Here is a 17,376-nt window from a genome sequence, read left to right as displayed (position 1 = left end):
ATCTACAACCACAACATTCCCCAGCGCGCCTTGGATAACGCAACACCGATTCAGGCGATGAAGAAATGGCAGGAGAAAAAGCCGGAATTATTCGTTAAACGCGTATATAACCAGGCCGGTCTTGACACCTGGCTGTGATTGTTGGCGCTTCCGATAATCGAACTGTGGAAGGACTTGGCACTGACTTCCCGCTGCCAGCGCAAGCGTGCCTCATTCGGGCTTTCCTGGATGGTTGCCAAGACATTTCCTTCCGTGTAGCGTGTAGCGGCAATGACCTTGCGTTGATCGAGCGGTCCTTTGCCATCGAGTTTCTTTTCCTTGTTATAGGCAGCCGTCATCAAGGCCAATTCAGCCCCGCGTATGGCTTCATCGCGCTCTGGGAAACGGCGATAGCCGGCCGGATCCGGGCGATCCTCGGCGGTTGCATGCAGGCCGCTTCCGCTGGTAAGTGCCACTGATGCATCGCAGGGATCGACTTCGTCCGCAGGTCCCTGATCGGCAACAGGACGATTTCTCATCATGGACGTAGCCGGGATATTCACCGGATCGATTTGCGATGTGCCGCGCAGGTCGGCGGCTACAGGCTGCTTCAATGCTTCGCCCGTGATAGTACGAATGCCATTGCGCTGCTCCGTCTTGCTCAACCGGGTATTGACAGGCCAGGCCACCGCTTGATGTTGTGCGCGGTGTTTTCGCAGAGAAACCTCCACGTGCGATTGCTCCGTTTCCGTCGGCAGGCGCAACGGAAAGTCAAAAGGTGGCGGCTTGCCTACCAACGACACCGTAGTCTTGCCAGTGGCCGGATCCAGCCGGGTCTTGTTGCTGAATACCCGCTGATAAAATCTGCCACCTAGTTCCGCCAGCGCGCCGCGTACCTGCTTGTGTTCCACTATCTTGGTATGTCCGGAGGAAATACTGTACCCATCAAGACTGGATGTCTCCTCTTCTTCCACCAATTCACTTCCCGATGCATGATCGGGCACGCCATCCCACCCTATGCCCTGGATGTTATCGAGCGCCACCGTCATGTCTTCAGGGCAAAAATACAGATAAACCTTGCGGCGGTTGTCGCGGTCGTCGGCGCTCTGCCAGCGGCTGCCGACCATGCCACGATATTCGTCCTTTTTCAGCTCGGCAAACGGCGGCTTGCAAGCCTGGCCGTTCCCCTTCACCACGCCGGAAACTATGTTCACCAATGTCTTCAGGCGCGCACCCATGGTCTGCGCACCACTGAGCAAATGGTAATAGGGCTTCATCGCCGCATCCTCGCCGCCATCGAACCAAGCAGCACCTCGCATCAGCAGAGGCAGGCTGTCCACCAGGCTGTATGGCGGATGCGTGAGTATCAAATTATCGGCCGGCGCCAACCCCTTCTCCATCAGCATGGCTTGCGCCAGCAGCGACAGCAGGCAACCCTGGCTGTGCGCAACGATGCTGACGGTATCATCCGCGTCGTAATCGCGGATCATGGAAATCAGTGCTGCCAGTCGCTGCGCCGCGAGCACCATATACATGCGCCCGGGCGCCGTTTTCAGTGGCCGCAAGGCATCGCCCATCGGGTCCGCAGGCGCATACATGCCCGGACGCCACATGTCGGGCAAGCTGCTGGTGGCGTTGCCGAAAGGGCCACCTTCCTTCGACAGATCCTTGTCCAGGCGGTTTCCGTAGCGGTCAACAAACTGGCCATTGACGGTGCGGCATTTCTCTCCCACTTCACGGTAGCCCCAGTAAAACGGAATCACGGGGCTGTTGATATCCTTGGTGATCGTGCGCTTGAAGAAGACGGCATCTGGGTCATCTTCCAGCTTGTCCTTGTCCGCCGCCACGGGCATGCGATACGACGCGGGCGTAAAGCCGCGCCCCAGCCTTTGCGTCAAGCCCTCGCACAGGCCGTGCTCCACCGCCTTGTAGCTGACACCCACATCGTTGACGCCATGGATGACGATGATATTGCCCGGCAAGTTGCGGCGTATTTTCACCTTCTTGCAGACGGTGCGTTCGCAATGCAGGAGCGCCACTTCCTCGCCCACCACGTACGGTACTTTCGGATAGCTGCCCATCGCACTCTCCTGGCGTCATCAATCCTTGTTGTTGAACACTTCGATGGCGGCCAGGTGCATCGCTGCGCGCTCCAGCACGTCCGTCTTGCCACCCCCGTCGCTGCGGCCATCGGCAGATGAACCATCGCCCAGCTTCACGGCAAAGTGCGCCTGCGGCGCCAACTGCGGTTGTTGCGGCCCGCCATCGACGGCGTTGTCGTCGCCCTCATATTGAAAAATGAATTGCTGGTCAGCCTTGCCCTCGGTAAAGCTTGGCAATTGCACCTCCATGCTTTGCGGGTCATTGAAGACGAAATTGGGCGCATTAAAGTTCAGCGGCGACTTGCTGCCGAAGGTGATGCCGTCGGCGATGCGGATGAAAGCGCCATGCTTGGAGATCAACACGATTTCATCGGCCATGCCCGTCAGCTTGCCTTCGCTGGCGGTCAGCTTCAGGTTTTTTTCCGCGTTGAGGTCCATGTCGTCATGCTGGCTTTGCAGCAAGAACTTGCCATGGTTGGCGATGGCGCGGATGCCATCCGCATGGGCAAACAGCGAGATGCCCTTGCCGGCGTTCACGCTGTAGCGCTGGCCTGCCACCGCTTGCAGATGCTGCTGCGCCACCGTATCGATATTGCTGACGGCATAGCTGACGATGGCCTTCGAACTGGCAAAGCTGATGCCGGCCGGCGCCGTGACGGCAATCGCCGCCGCACCACCCAGTTCGGCACGGGGCTGCGTATTGCTGCCGCCTTCCCAGCTTTTCAAGCTTTGCTGCAACTCCTGCTGCGCTTCGTCCGCGTTCTCCAGCGCCTGATGCGTGGCAGCATAGCTGCCCAACGAGCGAAACAATTCCAGACAGTTTTCCATCAGGCCCAGATATTCGCTGCGTGCCATGTGCCCGCCATCGCCATTCAGGCGCTTCCAGGCAGAGAGCAGCAGGCCCTTGCCCGCCCGCATCGCCAGTTGCTCATCGGTGCGCAGCTCGGCGCCCTCGCCGCGCGCGTCGCCTTGGCCATTGCGCCGGTCCTGCGTCAGCCAGCCCAGGTTGAGCTGGGTGGAACCATGATCGCTGGCAAGCTGGGCGTTGATTTGCCCATGCACATCGTCAAAGCGCAGTTGGTTGCCACGCGTGCCCTTGATCTCGCGGCTCTTGATGCCGGACAAATAACGGTTTCCAGGCAGGTCGCCCGCCTTGCTCAAGGCAACCGGCTGCGCATTATGGTTGTACAACTGTCCCACGATGACAGGTCGGTCCGGATCGCCGCCCAGGAAAGCCAGCAAGACTTCGCTGCCTACGCGGGGCAAGCCCAGGTAGCCGCATTGCTGCATGCTGCCAGGTCCGTTTCCCGCCCAGCTCGACGCAACGCGCACCCAGGCCGAATCGGCATCCGTGTCGGAGGCGCCCGTGCCGCCTGCATGCTCATGGTCCAGCTTGCGCGTGGCGGGAAAGCGCACCTTGACCCGGCCCATCGCATCGCAATGGACTTCCTCATTCGCCGGCCCTACCACATGGCGCTTTGCATGGTGACTGGCGGCAAATCACTGCGCGTGTCGTAGGCCGGCACGATGGCCACGCCGCGCCGCACTGCCGTCAGTTCGATACGCATGCGCAAGTCGCCACCGTCCACGGCCGCCGCCAGTTCGCGCTGCGGCAGCAATGCCTCATCGGCCAGCCAGCGGTTGCGCGCAAACAGGCGTGCCACCCGGGCGGCAAGCTCCTTGGGTAAATTGTTTTGCGCCGCCACGTGCAGCGACGTGACGACAAAATCGCGCGCGGCCGCTGGCAAGGCGTCAACGTCCGGATGCTCGGCCAGCGTAAAGTATTCACCCGGACACAGGTCGCGCACGCTGCCTTCGGCATGAAAGCAATGGCTCTCGTAATCGTGCTGCTGCATGGCTAACATGCCCAGCTGACACAAGGCATCATGATCCATGCCCGCGCGCGGCGGCAGCACGCGATAATCATCAAGGGTGGCGGCAATGGCATTGCCATGCATGCCCTGCTGCCCCTGGCCCAAGGCATCGGCTGTCATGAACGGCCGCGCGCGCGGATGTTCCTCATTCCAGCTATGGCGCGTCACCTTGCCCGACTGCAGCTTTCGCACTTCGTTCCACGACGTCAGGGTGTCGCGCTGTTCCGTCGCGCGGTCCGCGTGATAGCGCACGGTGTCCGCCATGTTCTTTCGCAAGCCATCGGCGTGGTTGAATAACACCAGGGTATGTGCCGGCTCGGCATGTGCATTCGTATTGCCCTCGGCACGAAAAAACCAGGCGACGCCGCTGCGCTTGAGCAGGCGCCGCACGAAGGCCGCATCGGATTCATTGTGCTGCATGACAAATTCACGCTGTGGATACGTCTGCGCCTCGAAGAAATCGGCAAACGCATACTGGAAGGCATGCGCCAGCACCGTATTGCTGCGTATCCACTCATCGAGCAGGGTCTTGACGATCTCGATATCCGTCAGGCGCCGGAAGACGCGCGTATTGCAGCGTTTTTCCATGATGGCGAAGGCGTCCATCAGCCCCAGCTGATAGCTGGCCAGCGCGCCATCGCTGTCACCGGCGCTCGCTTGCGTGACGAGGCCGCAGATGCTGCGCAGCTGCCCCTGGTCGGTGACTATATCGATAGCGGCCGGCAAGGCAATCAAACTACTGAGCGGCAAGTCGGCATGCGTCGAGACGCACAGCACGCGGTATTCGATCCCGCAACAAATGGCCTCGCTGCCTGCGATACGCTGCGGTATCAGCACACCGGCAGGCACCTTGGGCGAGATACCCAGGCGCAGGCGCAAGGGACGCTGGGTACCCGATATCAACTCATCACCGTCCATGGCGTTCTCCTCGTTCCTACATCAAGCTGGAGAGCCGACAATGCCATGGGAGGGCAGGGAAATACTTGATATTTAGTAAGAACCTGCCAAGGTTCCTAATACTTCCATCAACCTTTGCCGTTTGGCCAGCAAGGCGGGATCAAGCGCCGTCCATTGCTGCAAGCGCACGGTGTACGCCGGCGTCATCATCCACCCGAACACCTCCGCCTTGTCTTCCTCGGGGCCGTAGGCTGCGTACAGGCTGACGAGACCCGGTTGTGGGTGGCCCAGGTTTTGAAAACCCTTGCCGTAAGCCGTGGCACCGCCCTGGCCGTAGGCCGTGCCGGGTGGGTTCAGGGCCAGCCAGGCGGGGTCGCGGTAATAGAAGTCGTTGAACAGGCGGTATTCGATGAAATGGTAATACTCGTGGTGCACGCGCAGCTCCATGCCGGACGGACACAGCGCGGCCAGCAGGTTGTCGGCGTAGACGACGCTGTCGATTTCCGGCGCCGGCATGGCCAGGCGGCGCTGGCCGTCCACGCTCAAGTCCTTCACCAGCACGACGTGACGCAAGCCCGTGCGCGCGAAGACGCCGGCAGGATAGCGTTTCATGGCGGGCAAGACGATGCTGAGCAACAATTGCAGCCCGGCGCGGTCTTGCTCCGAGTCGCTAAAGACGTACGCCTCGCTGCCTGGCATGGCCAAGGACCAGGCCGGCGCCAGCTGCAAGGCCGCCAGGCGCGCCGTGGCGATGGCCTGCAGTTGCGCCACGCTGGCGTCCTTGGGTGCGACGGGCGCATAGCGCACGTTCCAGTTGCATTCGCTGCGCATGCTGTCTTGCTGGGCGGCACGCTCGAACGCTTGCGCGTAGGCCGCCGATGGCACGGGCGGACCAACGCTGGTGCAAGCGGACAGCAATGCAAGAGCAAGACAGGACAGCAGGCGGCAAGCAGGCATGGGATTTTTCACAGGCAAAAAATGGGGCGCAATCGCTGCGCCCCGTTGTACAAGCTGCAGTTCCTCAGGCCATCAGCGCTGGTAATTCTTGAAGAAATTCCAGCTGATCACGGTGGCGTCCGGCCCCAGTTCGTCGCTGAACGGCCAGCCGGGAGGGCCGCCGCTCCACGCGTGATTCATGCCCTCCACCGTGTACTTTTGCGCGATGACGGCGCCGTTGTGCAGATACGTGTCGATGGAGTAACTACGGCCGTACGGCACCGTCTGGCGCACGATGCTGTCGGCACGGTAGCGCACGCTGTCATTGTCGAGGCCATCGTCGCCATAATCGCTGGTCTGCAGGAATTGCTCGATGGTTTGCTCGCCGTTGACGGGGTTGACGACGATGTCGGACGTGCCGTGGAACACCATCGTCGGCATCAGCCTGCGCGGCGAACCCGAGCAGCGCCACGCATCCTTGCCGCGTACTTTCGGGGCGAAGGCACTGCCGTTGAACAGCGAATCGGCGGCCGTGAGCATGCCGATGGCGCCCTTGTACATGCCACCCGAATGCACCATCACGGCGGCGAACACATCGGAGTAGCAGGCGGCCATGATGGAGGCCATGGCGCCACCGGCCGAGATGCCCGTCACATACACGCGGCTATCCTGCACCGCATACTTGCTCTTGACCTTGTTCAAGATGCCCATCAGCACGGCCGGCTCGCCCGTGCCCCGCTCCTGGTTTAGCGGCAACATGAAATTCCAGCAGCGCATGGGATTGGCCGTGACGTTCTGGCGCGGATAGACGACGATGAAATTCTCGCTGTCGGCCAGCTGGTTGTAGCGGCTGACGGCGGCCATGCTGTTGGGCTCGGAACCACAGCCGTGCAGCATCAGCACCACGGGCAGCGGCGTGTTTGGATTGTAATTGCTCGGTAGCCAGACCTGGTATTCGCGTGCCCCCCACAGGCTCGCGTACAGGCCGAAGTCCCACTGCCCGGCGGCAGCCGGCAGCGCGGCCAGCAAGCCGCAGGCGGCGATGATTACAGATAACACGTGACGCAGTTGCTGATGCAGATGTGCCATGCCAGTCTCCTGATTGTTATTAAGAACGAAAACAGCGACAACGAACCGGCTTGATACACATCAAGCCGGTACTTCTACAACTTCTTAAAATTTATAGCCAGCCTTGGCGATGATCTGGCGCGGCGGACCATAAAAACCGTCGAGGATGAACACGGCCGGAATGTTGTAGCCATCCGTGCGGTAGCGTTTATTGCCCAGGTTGCTGCCGTGCAGGCTGAAGGTCCAGTGCTTCGGCGCTTCCCATACGACGCCCGCCGTCCAGAGGCTGTAGCCGCCCTGCGCCAGGGTTGCACTCAAATCCGTGGTCGGATACACCTTGCTGCGGTAGCCATAGCCGACCATGCTGCGCAGCGCGCCGCCAAACACGTCGCGGTCCGTGCGCGTCAGGTTCAAGCCCACTTGCCGGGCTGGCGTGTTGCTGAACTTTTGCGTATCCGCAATGTTCTTGCCGCCGCTCATGAATTCGTCATAACTGGCATTGAGCAGGGCGAGGAAGCCGTTGACTTCCCACTGGCGATTCGGCCGCCACGAGAATTCGAACTCGGCGCCTTTGACGGTGGCCTTGCCCGCATTCGTGAAATCGCCATAAAAGCCCGGCACGCCGCCCGGCTGCACATAGCTGGTGAAGACGGATAGCTGGATATCCTTGTAGCGGTTGGTGAACAAGGCCACGTTGACGTCAAACGTATCGTCCGGCGCCGCGTACTTCATGCCCACTTCCAGCGCGTCGAGTTTTTCATCCTTGTAGGGGCGCGCCGAATCGGGTACCACCAGGTTGTTGGCGCGCACGTTGTAGCCGCCCGACTTGAAACCGCGCGACAGGTTGCTGTAGAAATTTGTCGTCTTCGACGCTTCGTAGCGCACGGAGATTTTCGGCGAGGTATTGCTGACCGACAAGGACTTGTCGAAGTCGGCCGCCGTCTGGATGGGCCGCGTAAAGCCCACGTCGGCAAAGGCGCGGTTGAGCACGATGGCGCGCTTTTCCTCGCGCGTGTGGCGCAAGCCTGCATTGATGCTCCACACCTTGCCCAGCGGCCAGGTCCAGTCCGTGTACAGCGCCGTGCTGTCCGTCTCTACCGTACTGACGGCCGCCGTGAACTGGCGCCCCAGGAAGTTGTTGTAGATGCCGCCGCCGGCCGTGCCTTCGAAGCGGTACAGGCCGATCACGCCGGCGCCATAGTCGCCGCTGTAAGAGGCCTGCAATTCCAGGCTCTTCTGCTCGTCGCGCGAGTCGCCGAAGACGTCGGCAATGGGCTGCGGCAAGCCGTCGAAGTCGATGGTTTGCTCGGATGTGCTGCGCCGCTTGGCGCCGATCACTTTCACGGACCACTCGTTCGACAGCGTGTAGTTGGCCACCAGCGAGCCGCCCCGGTTGTGCGTGAAGTTGTTGCCCGGCATGCCGCTCTGGATATCGTAGGCGCTGGTACTGGCCGGCCGCCTGAGCGGGTCGAAAGCGCTCACGCCCATGCGCTGGAAACCGCGCACGCCCGACTTATCGTCCGTGGCGTCCAGGCTCAGCACGACGGTCAAAGGGATGTCTTGTGGAAAGTAACCGACGGACAGGCGCGCTGCCGTACTGTCCTGGTCGCTGACCTGTTCGCCATTAAAGGTGTTGCGGCCGAAACCGTCACGGTCCAGCTTGGCAGCGGCCAGGCGCGCGCGCCAGGTACCGTTCTCATTGGCCAGGTTGAAGGCGGCCTTGAAGTTGCGCTGCTTGTAATTACCAAGGCCCACTTCCGCCGAGGCGCCGTTTTCCTTCGCCAGGGGGCGCGAAATGTACTTGATGGCGCCGCCGATGGTGTTCTTGCCGTACAAGGTGCCTTGCGGTCCGCGCAGCACTTCGATGCGCTGCACGTCGAACACGTCGAGCAGGGCGCCTTGCGGACGGGCCATGTAGACGTCGTCAAAATAAATGCCCACGCCCGGGTCCACGCCCCAGACAGGGTCGGCCTGGCCCACGCCGCGAATGAAGGCTGTCAGGGTGGTGTTGGTGCCGCGCGAGGCGTACACGGTCAGGTTCGGCACGCGCTCCTGCAAGTCGGCCAGGTTCTGGATATTCGCCCGTTCCAGGGCCTTGGCGGAAAACGCCGTGACGGCCAGCGGCACGTCCTGCAGCCGCTCTTCGCGGCGGCGGGCAGAGACCGTCACGGTTTCCATGCGTTCTTTCGCATCGCTGGCTTCGCTGGCGCTCTGGGCGCTGGCGGCGGAAGACGTGGCGGCCTCCTGCGCCAGGGCCTGGGTGGAAAAGCTGAAGGCACCGGCAAGAGCGAGGGCGGCGGGCATTAATTTCAAAGCAAGTTTCATAGCGTCTCCAATGTCAGGCTTGCTTACCACCAGGGAAGACGGCCGGATGCCAGGATCACAAGACGTAACGGTACCCGCGCGCGCGTAGCGAGCACCTGCCCTGCGATGACTGTTTCCCGGCCCCCTGCCCTTGCGGCAAGTGGCCTGTTTATTTTGAATGTGTGGCGAGGAAGGACTGCAACAAGGTATTCACACGCTGCGCCTGGTCCAGGGGCGTGGCGTGGCGCGAGTTCGCGATAATCGCGATCTCGCACTGCTGAAACTGTGCGGCAAAGGCCCGCTTGCTGGCGACGGGCGTGTAATCCTGGTCGGCCGCCATGATGAAGACGGGCATGGCCAGGGCCTGGAAATGAAGTTCGATATCCCAGTGGAAAATGGCGTCCAGCGCGGCCAGGTAGGCGCGCTTGTCCATGCCCGCCATTTGCGTGGCGAAGCGCTCGACCAGGGCCTGCTGGGATGGCTCGGGAAACAGTTTCTTGCCGATGATCTTGCCCATGGGCTTCAAACCCAGAGTAGCGATCACCGTGCGGCGCAGCCAGTAGGCAAACAGCAAGGACGCCGGCTTGCGGCCCTGGAAGGGCTGGGAATTGATCAGGCACAAACTGGCCACCCGATCCGGGGCGCGATTGGCCATTTCCAGGCCCACCATGCCGCCCAGGGAAAAGCCGACGATGTGCGCGCGCGGCACGTCGAGCTGGTCCATCAAGTTGAAGAGGTCGTTGGCAAAGTCGCCGATCTGCCAGTCGCTGCCAGGCGCGGGACTGGCGCCATGGCCGCGCATATCGGGCACGATCAGGCGATAGCTGCTGCCGAGGGCGTCGATTTGCGGGCGCCAGTCTTCGGCGCAGGAACCCAGGCCGTGCAACAAAAACACGGGCTCGTCCTGCCCTGTCTCTGTGCCGGGATCGAGGTCGAGGTCGAGGTAATGCAATGTAACATCAGATGTCGTGTGACGCCGCATTCTGTCTCCTTGCTGTTGAACATGCTTTGTGTTCAGGTGCAGGAATATGTTTTCCTGCTGTTGGAAAACATAATACGGAATCAGAATTCCGATTTCAAGTTAAATCGCTAAATATCTTAGCTTATCTCAAGTCAGGTAATTTAAAGCAACACGCACCAGTTCATCTTCCAGTGCCGCGCCCGACAAAAAGGACAGCGAACCCGTCAAGGTGTGCTGGTTCAGGATGCCCAGCAGCACGGGCGGCACCACCATCATCGCCTGCGTGGGGTTCGGGTGGCGGATGCTGGCCGACTTGCTGGCCAGCACGGCGACCGTGCGTTGCGAGATCAAATGATTGATCTGGTGCACCCTGTCGCGAAATTGCGCATCCTGCGACGCGCGCGTGATCAAGGCCCGCAAGACGCCGCTGCGTCCGCCATTCACGGCCACGAACATGGCGACCATGGCGCGGATGAAGTCTTCCAGGCTGCGCCCTTCCCACTGGCGCAGCTCCGTCAGGGTCTCGACCTTTTCCACTATGTCGGAAAAAAAGCGCTGCAGCAGCAAGCGGCTCAGGGTGTCCTTGTCGCCCAGCAAGCGGTAAAAGGTGCCTACGGATGTTTCTGCCAGCCTGGCCAGGTCGGCCACGCCAATTTCATCGAAACGGTTTTCCGCCAGCAACTGTTCGCCCACCAGCAGCAAGCGCTCGAACGCTTGCTTGCTGCGCGCCTGGGTGGGCTCCGGTGGGACGATCATCTGCGGGAAGGGCATCGGGAAGGAAGGCATGCGGTGTCGGCGTCTCGAATAGTGGAACCTGAGTTCCGTTATGGGTGCACGTATTGTAACGCGGGAGACGGCCGACGGGGAGCGCCGCGTGGCGCCCTCACGTATGCTACCTGCCCTGCCACGCCATGTAGGCGTCGGCGCGCTGGTAATGCGCGTCGCCCGCAGGCCGCGCCACGTGCTGAAAACCGCTGCTTTCGTACAGGCGGATGGCGGGCGCCAGCTTGCTGTTCGACTCCAGGAACAGCAGCGTCGCGCCGCTGGCCTCGAAGGCGTCGAAGGCACGCTCAATTAGCTGGCGCGCGATGCTATGTGTCAGTAGTTCGGTATCCCCCAAGGCACACCGCCTTTCGGCCTCTAGCGTCAGCGCTTGTTCATCGCTTATTCATCATCATCATCATCGTCATCGTCATCGGCCAGCGCCAATAGCAGCCTGGCCTGAAACACGGTCTCGACCACCTCCCCCAGTCCCGGCCACACCTGCGTCAGCCAGCGCCTGCCCTCCTCGCTGGGCACCACATATGGCGCCTCGCGCGTGGCGCACTCCAGGCCGATTGCAATGACTTGCCCCGCATCTTCCAGGCCGCCGGCGATCATGGCGTCGATAGGGCATGCGATGAGCTCGGCGGTCAAATGCGGACGCAGCAGGCAGGCGGGCGCGATGATGGCGAACGATGCTTCCATATAGCTCCAGCAGTTGGTGGGCCAGTGGGCAGCCTTGACGGTCTGGAGAAAGGCTGCGTCACTAAAGGCATCCGGCCGGGCTTGCGCGTGCGCATAGAAGGCAGCGAGAGCGACGAGTTGTGGCGGGGAAGTCCAGGTGGGCATCGAGCAAAATCCAGAGGGGCGCCGCGCCGCTGGCGGCAAAGATGGACTGTAGCATGTTCAATCGGCACGCTGAAACACCCATGGTCCGGGCATAATAATGGCCGACGCCACTCTCACCAGCCACAGCCATGCCGACCGCCTTTGAACGCTGGAAAGCCGAACTTTTAATTGTGGGCAACATCGTCCAGGATGGCGACAGCGCCACGCCACCCGATGCAGCCCAGCGGCGTTTTCAGCGCTACTGCGCCATGCTCGATGCGCTGACGGGCACGGAAGGCGCGCAATACGCGCTGGCCATTGTTCAGTCCGTGCAAGCCGAGCACGATTACGGCGCCTACCAGACGGCCAACCGCGCCGCCTGGCGCTTCGGCGAGAGGGCGTATTGCGCTGCCTTGCTGCAGGAACTGCCACGTTTGATCGCCACCTTGCCGGACTGGGCAGGCGACTTTCTCGTCGGTATCGCCAACGGCGCGGGCACGCCCAAGGCCTCGACCATCACCTGCTTCAACACCTTGCTGGCCGCCGCACCGCCCGCGCAGCAAGCGCTGATCGCGGATTTTATTGCCCAGGAAGAAGACGATGGCTGGTTCGCGCATTGCCCGGGCGTGCTGGGCGCCATCGCCAGCGAGCGCTACGCTGGCATCATGCCTGGCCAGGACGCCACCGCCAGCTACCAGTTGTTCCTGCTGCCCGGCGAAGCCGATGCCCTGCCCTGGCAAGACGCACTAGACTGGGCTGCGGCGCGCGGCGCCTGCCTGCCGACGCGCAGCGAACTGGCCCTGCTGCACGCCAACCTGGGACACACTTTCCCGGATGCCTGGTACTGGTCGTCGGAAGCGGACGCCATCCTGCCCCGCCTGGCCTGGAGCCACGATTTCGACAACGGCACCCAGTACAACTATCGCAAGACCTACGCCGGCCGCGCCTGTGCCGTGCGCCGGGTCGAGCTGCCGCTATCGGTCGCCGCGTGCGTCCCCCTGCGGCAGGGCGAACGCTACGCCGGCCTGATCCTCGGCGCGGATGGCGCACCCGATTACCATTTGCTGCTGCAGCCGGACGAGTGCGAGCTGGAGTACCAGTCATGGCAAGCCGCATCAAGCTGGGCTGCCAGCCTGGGCCACAGCTTGCCGGGACGGCGCGAGCAGACACTGCTGTATGCGACGCTGAAAGCTGCATTCCGGCCCAACTGGCACTGGTCGGGCGAGCCGGGCGACATCGAGGACGAAGCCTGGTGCAAGGATTTTGACACGGGCGTCAGCTATCAGACCGCCCGCGAGTGTGACGGCTACGCGCGTTGCGTGCGCAGAGTGCCTGCATAGTTTTGCGCAAGCGAGCGCTGCACCATCAAGCAAACCCATGCTCGGCACAGACGCGTCACCGTCAGAAACGCTCGTCGCGCAGCGCCGGCAGCACCAGTTCACGCACGAACGAGGCATTCGACAAACTCAGCAGCATACGCACGACGGCAACGACGTCATGCACAGGGATCAGTTCGCCTTCGCCCCGCGCAGCAGCGTCCGCCAGCGGCACGGACAAGCCATCGTAGGTATTCAGATAGCCCAACTGCAGCGCCGTCACGGCCAGTCCCTGCGTCCGGAAACCTTCGCGCAAGGCATCGGCGATGCCGTTCAGGGCGAATTTCGAGGCGCTGAACGTCACTTCCGGGCGGCCGCTCTGGCGCAGGCCAGAGGTAGACCCCGTGAGTATCAGCTGCGGCTTGCTGCTGGCCAGCAAGCGCGGCACCAGGCGCTTGAGCAGCAAAATGGTCGCCGTGATGTTGGTATTGACCATATCGACGATGGCATCGTCCGCATCGTCGAGGAAAGCGTAGCCATCGCTGAAGGCCTTTTCTTCCCACACGCCCAGGTTGTAGATCACCGCGTCCAGCGCGGCGGGCGCTGCGTGCGCGATGCGTTCGACCGCCTCGGCGGGCTTGGCCAGGTCCGCCGCGATCCATTGCAGCTGTGTGCCCTGGCCGGCAGGCAAGTCGGCAGCTTGCTGGCGCGACACGCCGATGACGCTGTGGCCGTCAGCGAGCAACCCGTCCACCAGCGCGCGTCCCAGGCCCCGGCTAGCGCCCACGATCATGATGTGCATTGTGTGTCCTTTCCAATGAAGTCAACGCCGATGATAGTGGCGTTGTATTAAGCACAGCTGAGGCGACTCCCCAATACCCCCGCGTTTACTCACGCGGCGGAAATGCGTATGCTAGATCTGGCAATCTCCAATAACACACAAGAACGAGACACATGCCTACCTCCGACACCGCCGCAAGCAACGCAGCAAGCCGCCCCCTCACCTCACAAGACTACAAGACCCTGTCGCTGGCCGCACTCGGCGGCGCGCTGGAATTCTACGATTTCATCATCTTCGTCTTCTTTGCCAACGCCATCGGCCAGCTATTCTTCCCGCCGGAAATGCCGGAATGGCTGCGTTTGCTGCAAACCTTCGGCATCTTCGCCGCCGGTTACGTGGTGCGTCCGCTGGGCGGCATCGTCATGGCCCACTTCGGCGACTTGCTGGGCCGCAAGCGCATGTTCACCCTCTCCATCCTGATGATGGCCGTGCCGACCCTGCTGATCGGCCTGCTGCCCACGTACGCCACCATCGGCCTGGCCGCCCCGCTGCTGTTGCTGCTGATGCGCGTCTTCCAGGGCGCGGCCGTGGGCGGCGAAGTGCCGGGCGCCTGGGTGTTTGTGTCCGAACACGTGCCCAGCCGTTTCACGGGCTTTGCCTGCGGCACGCTGACGGCCGGCCTGACCGTCGGTATTTTGTTGGGTTCGCTCGTCGCGACAGGCTTGAACACTGTCTACACGCCGCAAGAAATCACCGATGGCGCCTGGCGCTATCCCTTCCTGCTGGGCGGCATCTTCGGCTTCGGCGCCATGTATCTGCGCCGCTGGCTGCATGAAACCCCCGTCTTCGCGGAAATGCAGCAGCGCAAGGCCCTGTCGACGGAAATGCCTTTGAAATCCGTGCTGCGCAGCCATCGCGGCGCCGTCGCCGTATCGATGCTGCTGACCTGGATGCTGTCGGCCGGCATCGTCGTCGTCATTCTGATGACGCCTGCCCTGCTGCAAAAGATCCACCACATCGCGCCGCGCACCACCCTGGTCGCCAACACCGTGGCCACCCTGTGCCTGGCTTTCGGCTGCATCATCGCCGGCATGCTGGTCGACCGCCTGGGCGGCAAGCGCGTGATCTTCGTCGGCTCTCTGCTGCTGGCCATTACTACCTACATTTTCTACACCACCATCGGCAGCCGCCCCGACCTGCTGCTACCCCTGTATGCGATGACGGGCCTGTGCGTCGGCGTCGTCGGCGCCGTGCCCTATGTGCTGGTGCAAGCGTTCCCGGCCCAGGTGCGCTTCTCGGGACTGTCGTTTTCCTACAACTTGTCGTACGCAATCTTCGGCGGCCTGACGCCCGTGGTCGTGACCCTGATGCTGAAAAATAATGTGCTGGGCCCCGCCTATTACGTGATCGGCGTGTGCGTGGTGGGCATGCTGACGGCACTGTTCATCAAGGACCAGCGGCAGACCGTGGGACGGTAAATCAGCCGCCTGCGGCGCAAGCCACCTTAGGGTGGCTTTTTTACGCCCCGATTTTGTCGCGCTGCACCAAATTCTGAAAAGACGTTTCACATCGCGAAATTTCAAGCAGCAGGCTCAGGCATTAGTTCTCTCACTTTTTGAAAATTCATTTCACATCGCAAAATACATAAATTAAGTCATTGAAAAACAAGGATTAAATTTAAGTTATATGTCTTATATAAGACTTGAAAATCGACACGAATCGGCCTACTATTTAGTCATGCAGTTTGCTTCGACAAGACGTTGTGGCGCACTCGACGATTTTCTCAAACTTAGTTTTTCTTTAGGAGATACACATGTCCCAATATCAAGACGACATCAAGGCTGTTGCCGGTTTGAAAGAGCAACAAGGTAGCGCATGGAACGCCATCAATCCCGAGTCAGCCGCCCGCATGCGCGCCCAGAACAAATTCAAGACCGGCCTGGACATCGCCCGCTACACGGCGAAGATCATGCGCAACGACATGGCTGCCTACGATGCGGACCCATCGAAGTACACCCAGTCGCTCGGCTGCTGGCACGGTTTCATCGGTCAACAGAAGATGATCTCGATCAAGAAGCACTTCAACAGCACCGACCGCCGCTACCTCTACCTGTCAGGCTGGATGGTCGCCGCCCTGCGCTCCGAGTTCGGCCCGCTGCCAGACCAGTCGATGCACGAGAAAACCGCCGTCACCAGCTTGATCCGCGAACTCTACACTTTCCTGCGCCAGGCCGATGCGCGCGAACTGGGCGGTCTGTTCCGCCAGCTGGACGCTGCCCAAGCTGCTGACAAGCAAGCGATCCAGGCCAAGATCGACGGCCACATCACCCACGTCGTGCCCATCATCGCCGACATCGACGCCGGTTTCGGCAATGCGGAAGCCACGTACCTGCTGGCAAAACAGTTCATCGAAGCGGGCGCCTGCTGCATCCAGATCGAAAACCAGGTATCGGACGAGAAACAATGCGGCCACCAGGACGGTAAAGTCACGGTGCCACATGAAGACTTCCTGGCCAAGATCCGCGCCATCCGCTACGCCTTCCTGGAACTGGGCGTGGACGACGGCATCATCGTCGCCCGCACCGATTCGCTGGGCGCCGGCCTGACCAAGCAGATCGCCGTCACCAATGAACCAGGCGACCTGGGCGACCAATACAATGCCTTCCTCGACTGCGAAGAAGTATCGGCCGACGCGCTGGGCAATGGCGACGTCATCCTCAAGCGCGAAGGCAAGCTGCTGCGTCCAAAACGCCTGCCGAGCAACCTGTTCCAGTTCCGCGCCGGTTCCGGCGAAGAGCGTTGCGTGCTCGATTGCATCACCTCGCTGCAAAACGGCGCCGACCTGCTGTGGATCGAAACGGAAAAACCACATATCGCGCAAATCGGCGGCATGGTCAGCGAAATCCGCAAGGTCATCCCGAACGCCAAGCTGGTGTACAACAACAGCCCATCGTTCAACTGGACCCTGAACTTCCGCCAGCAGGTGTATGACATCATGAAGGCCGACGGCAAGGACGTGTCCGCCTACGAACGCGCCCAGCTGATGAGCGTGGAATACGACCAGACGGAATTGGCGATCACGGCCGACGAGAAAATCCGCACCTTCCAGGCCGATTCGGCCCGCGAAGCCGGCATCTTCCACCACCTGATCACCCTGCCGACCTACCATACGGCTGCCTTGTCGACCGACAACCTGGCCAAGGAATACTTCGGCGACCAGGGCATGCTGGGCTACGTTGCCGGCGTGCAGCGCAAGGAAATCCGCCAGGGCATCGCCTGCGTGAAACATCAAAACATGTCCGGCTCGGACATCGGCGACGATCACAAGGATTACTTCAGCGGCGAAGCTGCGCTGAAAGCAGCTGGTAAAGACAACACCATGAACCAGTTCTGAGTTTTTGGTTTGGTGAGGTACCCTGACTTTTTCGGACACTCTAGTTAGGTAAACTTCACCAACTGGAGAACTTATGACACGCTCAAAAACCTACACACCGGAGCTTCGTGAAGAAGCGGTAAAACTGGTCCTGACGCAGGGCCTGACGCTGGAAGACGCGGCACTGCGCCTGAC

13 protein-coding genes and 2 pseudogenes are annotated in these 17,376 nt (G+C 61.4%); 4 read left to right on the top strand and 11 right to left on the bottom strand.

Annotated features, from left to right (window positions below; translation table 11 throughout):
- Window positions 1-138: pseudogene (locus tag CSZ94_RS28980) on the top strand (IS481 family transposase); the annotation flags it as partial.
- Between the two features lie 47 nt (window positions 139-185).
- Here the strand turns inward: CSZ94_RS28980 and CSZ94_RS29455 are convergent.
- From CSZ94_RS29455 to CSZ94_RS24760, 10 genes and pseudogenes are all read right to left on the bottom strand, one after another.
- A pseudogene (locus CSZ94_RS29455) lies at window positions 186-2,060 on the bottom strand (T6SS effector phospholipase Tle3 domain-containing protein); the annotation flags it as partial.
- Window positions 2,061-2,078: 18 nt separating this feature from the next.
- Window positions 2,079-3,551, bottom strand: a complete 1,473-nt coding sequence (locus tag CSZ94_RS28970; protein WP_258001183.1) for a DUF2345 domain-containing protein — start codon at window positions 3,549-3,551, stop codon at window positions 2,079-2,081.
- Window positions 3,545-4,873 (bottom strand): type VI secretion system Vgr family protein, encoded by a 1,329-nt coding sequence (locus CSZ94_RS28965; protein WP_258001182.1) that lies wholly within the window; start codon window positions 4,871-4,873, stop codon window positions 3,545-3,547. Before CSZ94_RS28965 ends, CSZ94_RS28970 begins: the two co-directional genes overlap by 7 nt.
- Window positions 4,874-4,945: 72 nt before the next feature.
- The gene (locus CSZ94_RS24790) at window positions 4,946-5,809 is read right to left on the bottom strand and encodes a hypothetical protein (protein WP_146009894.1); all 864 of its coding nucleotides are present in this window, start codon (window positions 5,807-5,809) and stop codon (window positions 4,946-4,948) included.
- Between the two features lie 72 nt (window positions 5,810-5,881).
- Window positions 5,882-6,877 carry an extracellular catalytic domain type 1 short-chain-length polyhydroxyalkanoate depolymerase gene (locus CSZ94_RS24785; RefSeq protein WP_102123960.1) on the bottom strand — a complete coding sequence of 332 codons (996 nt, stop codon included), beginning with the start codon at window positions 6,875-6,877 and terminating at the stop codon, window positions 5,882-5,884.
- 84 nt (window positions 6,878-6,961) lie between these two features.
- The gene (locus CSZ94_RS24780) at window positions 6,962-9,181 is read right to left on the bottom strand and encodes a TonB-dependent receptor (protein WP_219726050.1); all 2,220 of its coding nucleotides are present in this window, start codon (window positions 9,179-9,181) and stop codon (window positions 6,962-6,964) included.
- 148 nt (window positions 9,182-9,329) lie between these two features.
- On the bottom strand, window positions 9,330-10,112 hold the full coding sequence (locus CSZ94_RS24775; protein WP_180977621.1) for an alpha/beta fold hydrolase: 783 nt from the start codon (window positions 10,110-10,112) through the stop codon (window positions 9,330-9,332).
- A gap of 156 nt (window positions 10,113-10,268) precedes the next feature.
- The gene (locus CSZ94_RS24770) at window positions 10,269-10,907 is read right to left on the bottom strand and encodes a TetR/AcrR family transcriptional regulator (RefSeq protein ID WP_219726049.1); all 639 of its coding nucleotides are present in this window, start codon (window positions 10,905-10,907) and stop codon (window positions 10,269-10,271) included.
- A 106-nt stretch (window positions 10,908-11,013) separates the two neighbouring features.
- Window positions 11,014-11,241, bottom strand: a complete 228-nt coding sequence (locus CSZ94_RS24765; protein WP_102123957.1) for a GNAT family N-acetyltransferase — start codon at window positions 11,239-11,241, stop codon at window positions 11,014-11,016.
- Between the two features lie 44 nt (window positions 11,242-11,285).
- Window positions 11,286-11,732 (bottom strand): hypothetical protein, encoded by a 447-nt coding sequence (locus tag CSZ94_RS24760; protein ID WP_146009893.1) that lies wholly within the window; start codon window positions 11,730-11,732, stop codon window positions 11,286-11,288.
- 128 nt (window positions 11,733-11,860) lie between these two features.
- Between CSZ94_RS24760 and CSZ94_RS24755 the strand changes: the two genes are divergently transcribed.
- Window positions 11,861-13,051: a DUF1566 domain-containing protein gene (locus tag CSZ94_RS24755; RefSeq protein WP_102123955.1), complete on the top strand. Its 1,191-nt coding sequence runs from the start codon at window positions 11,861-11,863 to the stop codon at window positions 13,049-13,051.
- A 61-nt stretch (window positions 13,052-13,112) separates the two neighbouring features.
- On the opposite strand, the gene CSZ94_RS24750 is transcribed toward CSZ94_RS24755, so the two are convergent.
- Complete coding sequence (locus CSZ94_RS24750) at window positions 13,113-13,829, bottom strand: SDR family NAD(P)-dependent oxidoreductase (protein WP_102123954.1); 717 nt, start codon at window positions 13,827-13,829, stop codon at window positions 13,113-13,115.
- Window positions 13,830-13,981: 152 nt separating this feature from the next.
- On the opposite strand from CSZ94_RS24750, the gene CSZ94_RS24745 reads away from it, so the two are divergent.
- Together CSZ94_RS24745 and CSZ94_RS24740 are read left to right on the top strand one after the other, a co-directional pair.
- Window positions 13,982-15,286, top strand: coding sequence for an MFS transporter (locus tag CSZ94_RS24745; RefSeq protein ID WP_102123953.1), 1,305 nt, complete (start codon window positions 13,982-13,984; stop codon window positions 15,284-15,286).
- Between the two features lie 335 nt (window positions 15,287-15,621).
- A complete protein-coding gene (locus tag CSZ94_RS24740; protein WP_102123952.1) occupies window positions 15,622-17,202 on the top strand; it encodes an isocitrate lyase in 1,581 nt (526 codons plus the stop codon).
- The last annotated feature ends 174 nt before the right edge of the window (window positions 17,203-17,376 follow it).

The sequence above is a fragment of the Janthinobacterium sp. ROICE36 genome (genome assembly GCF_002869965.1).
GTDB lineage: Bacteria > Pseudomonadota > Gammaproteobacteria > Burkholderiales > Burkholderiaceae_D > Janthinobacterium.
This window is presented reverse-complemented; position numbering and strand designations above follow the sequence as displayed.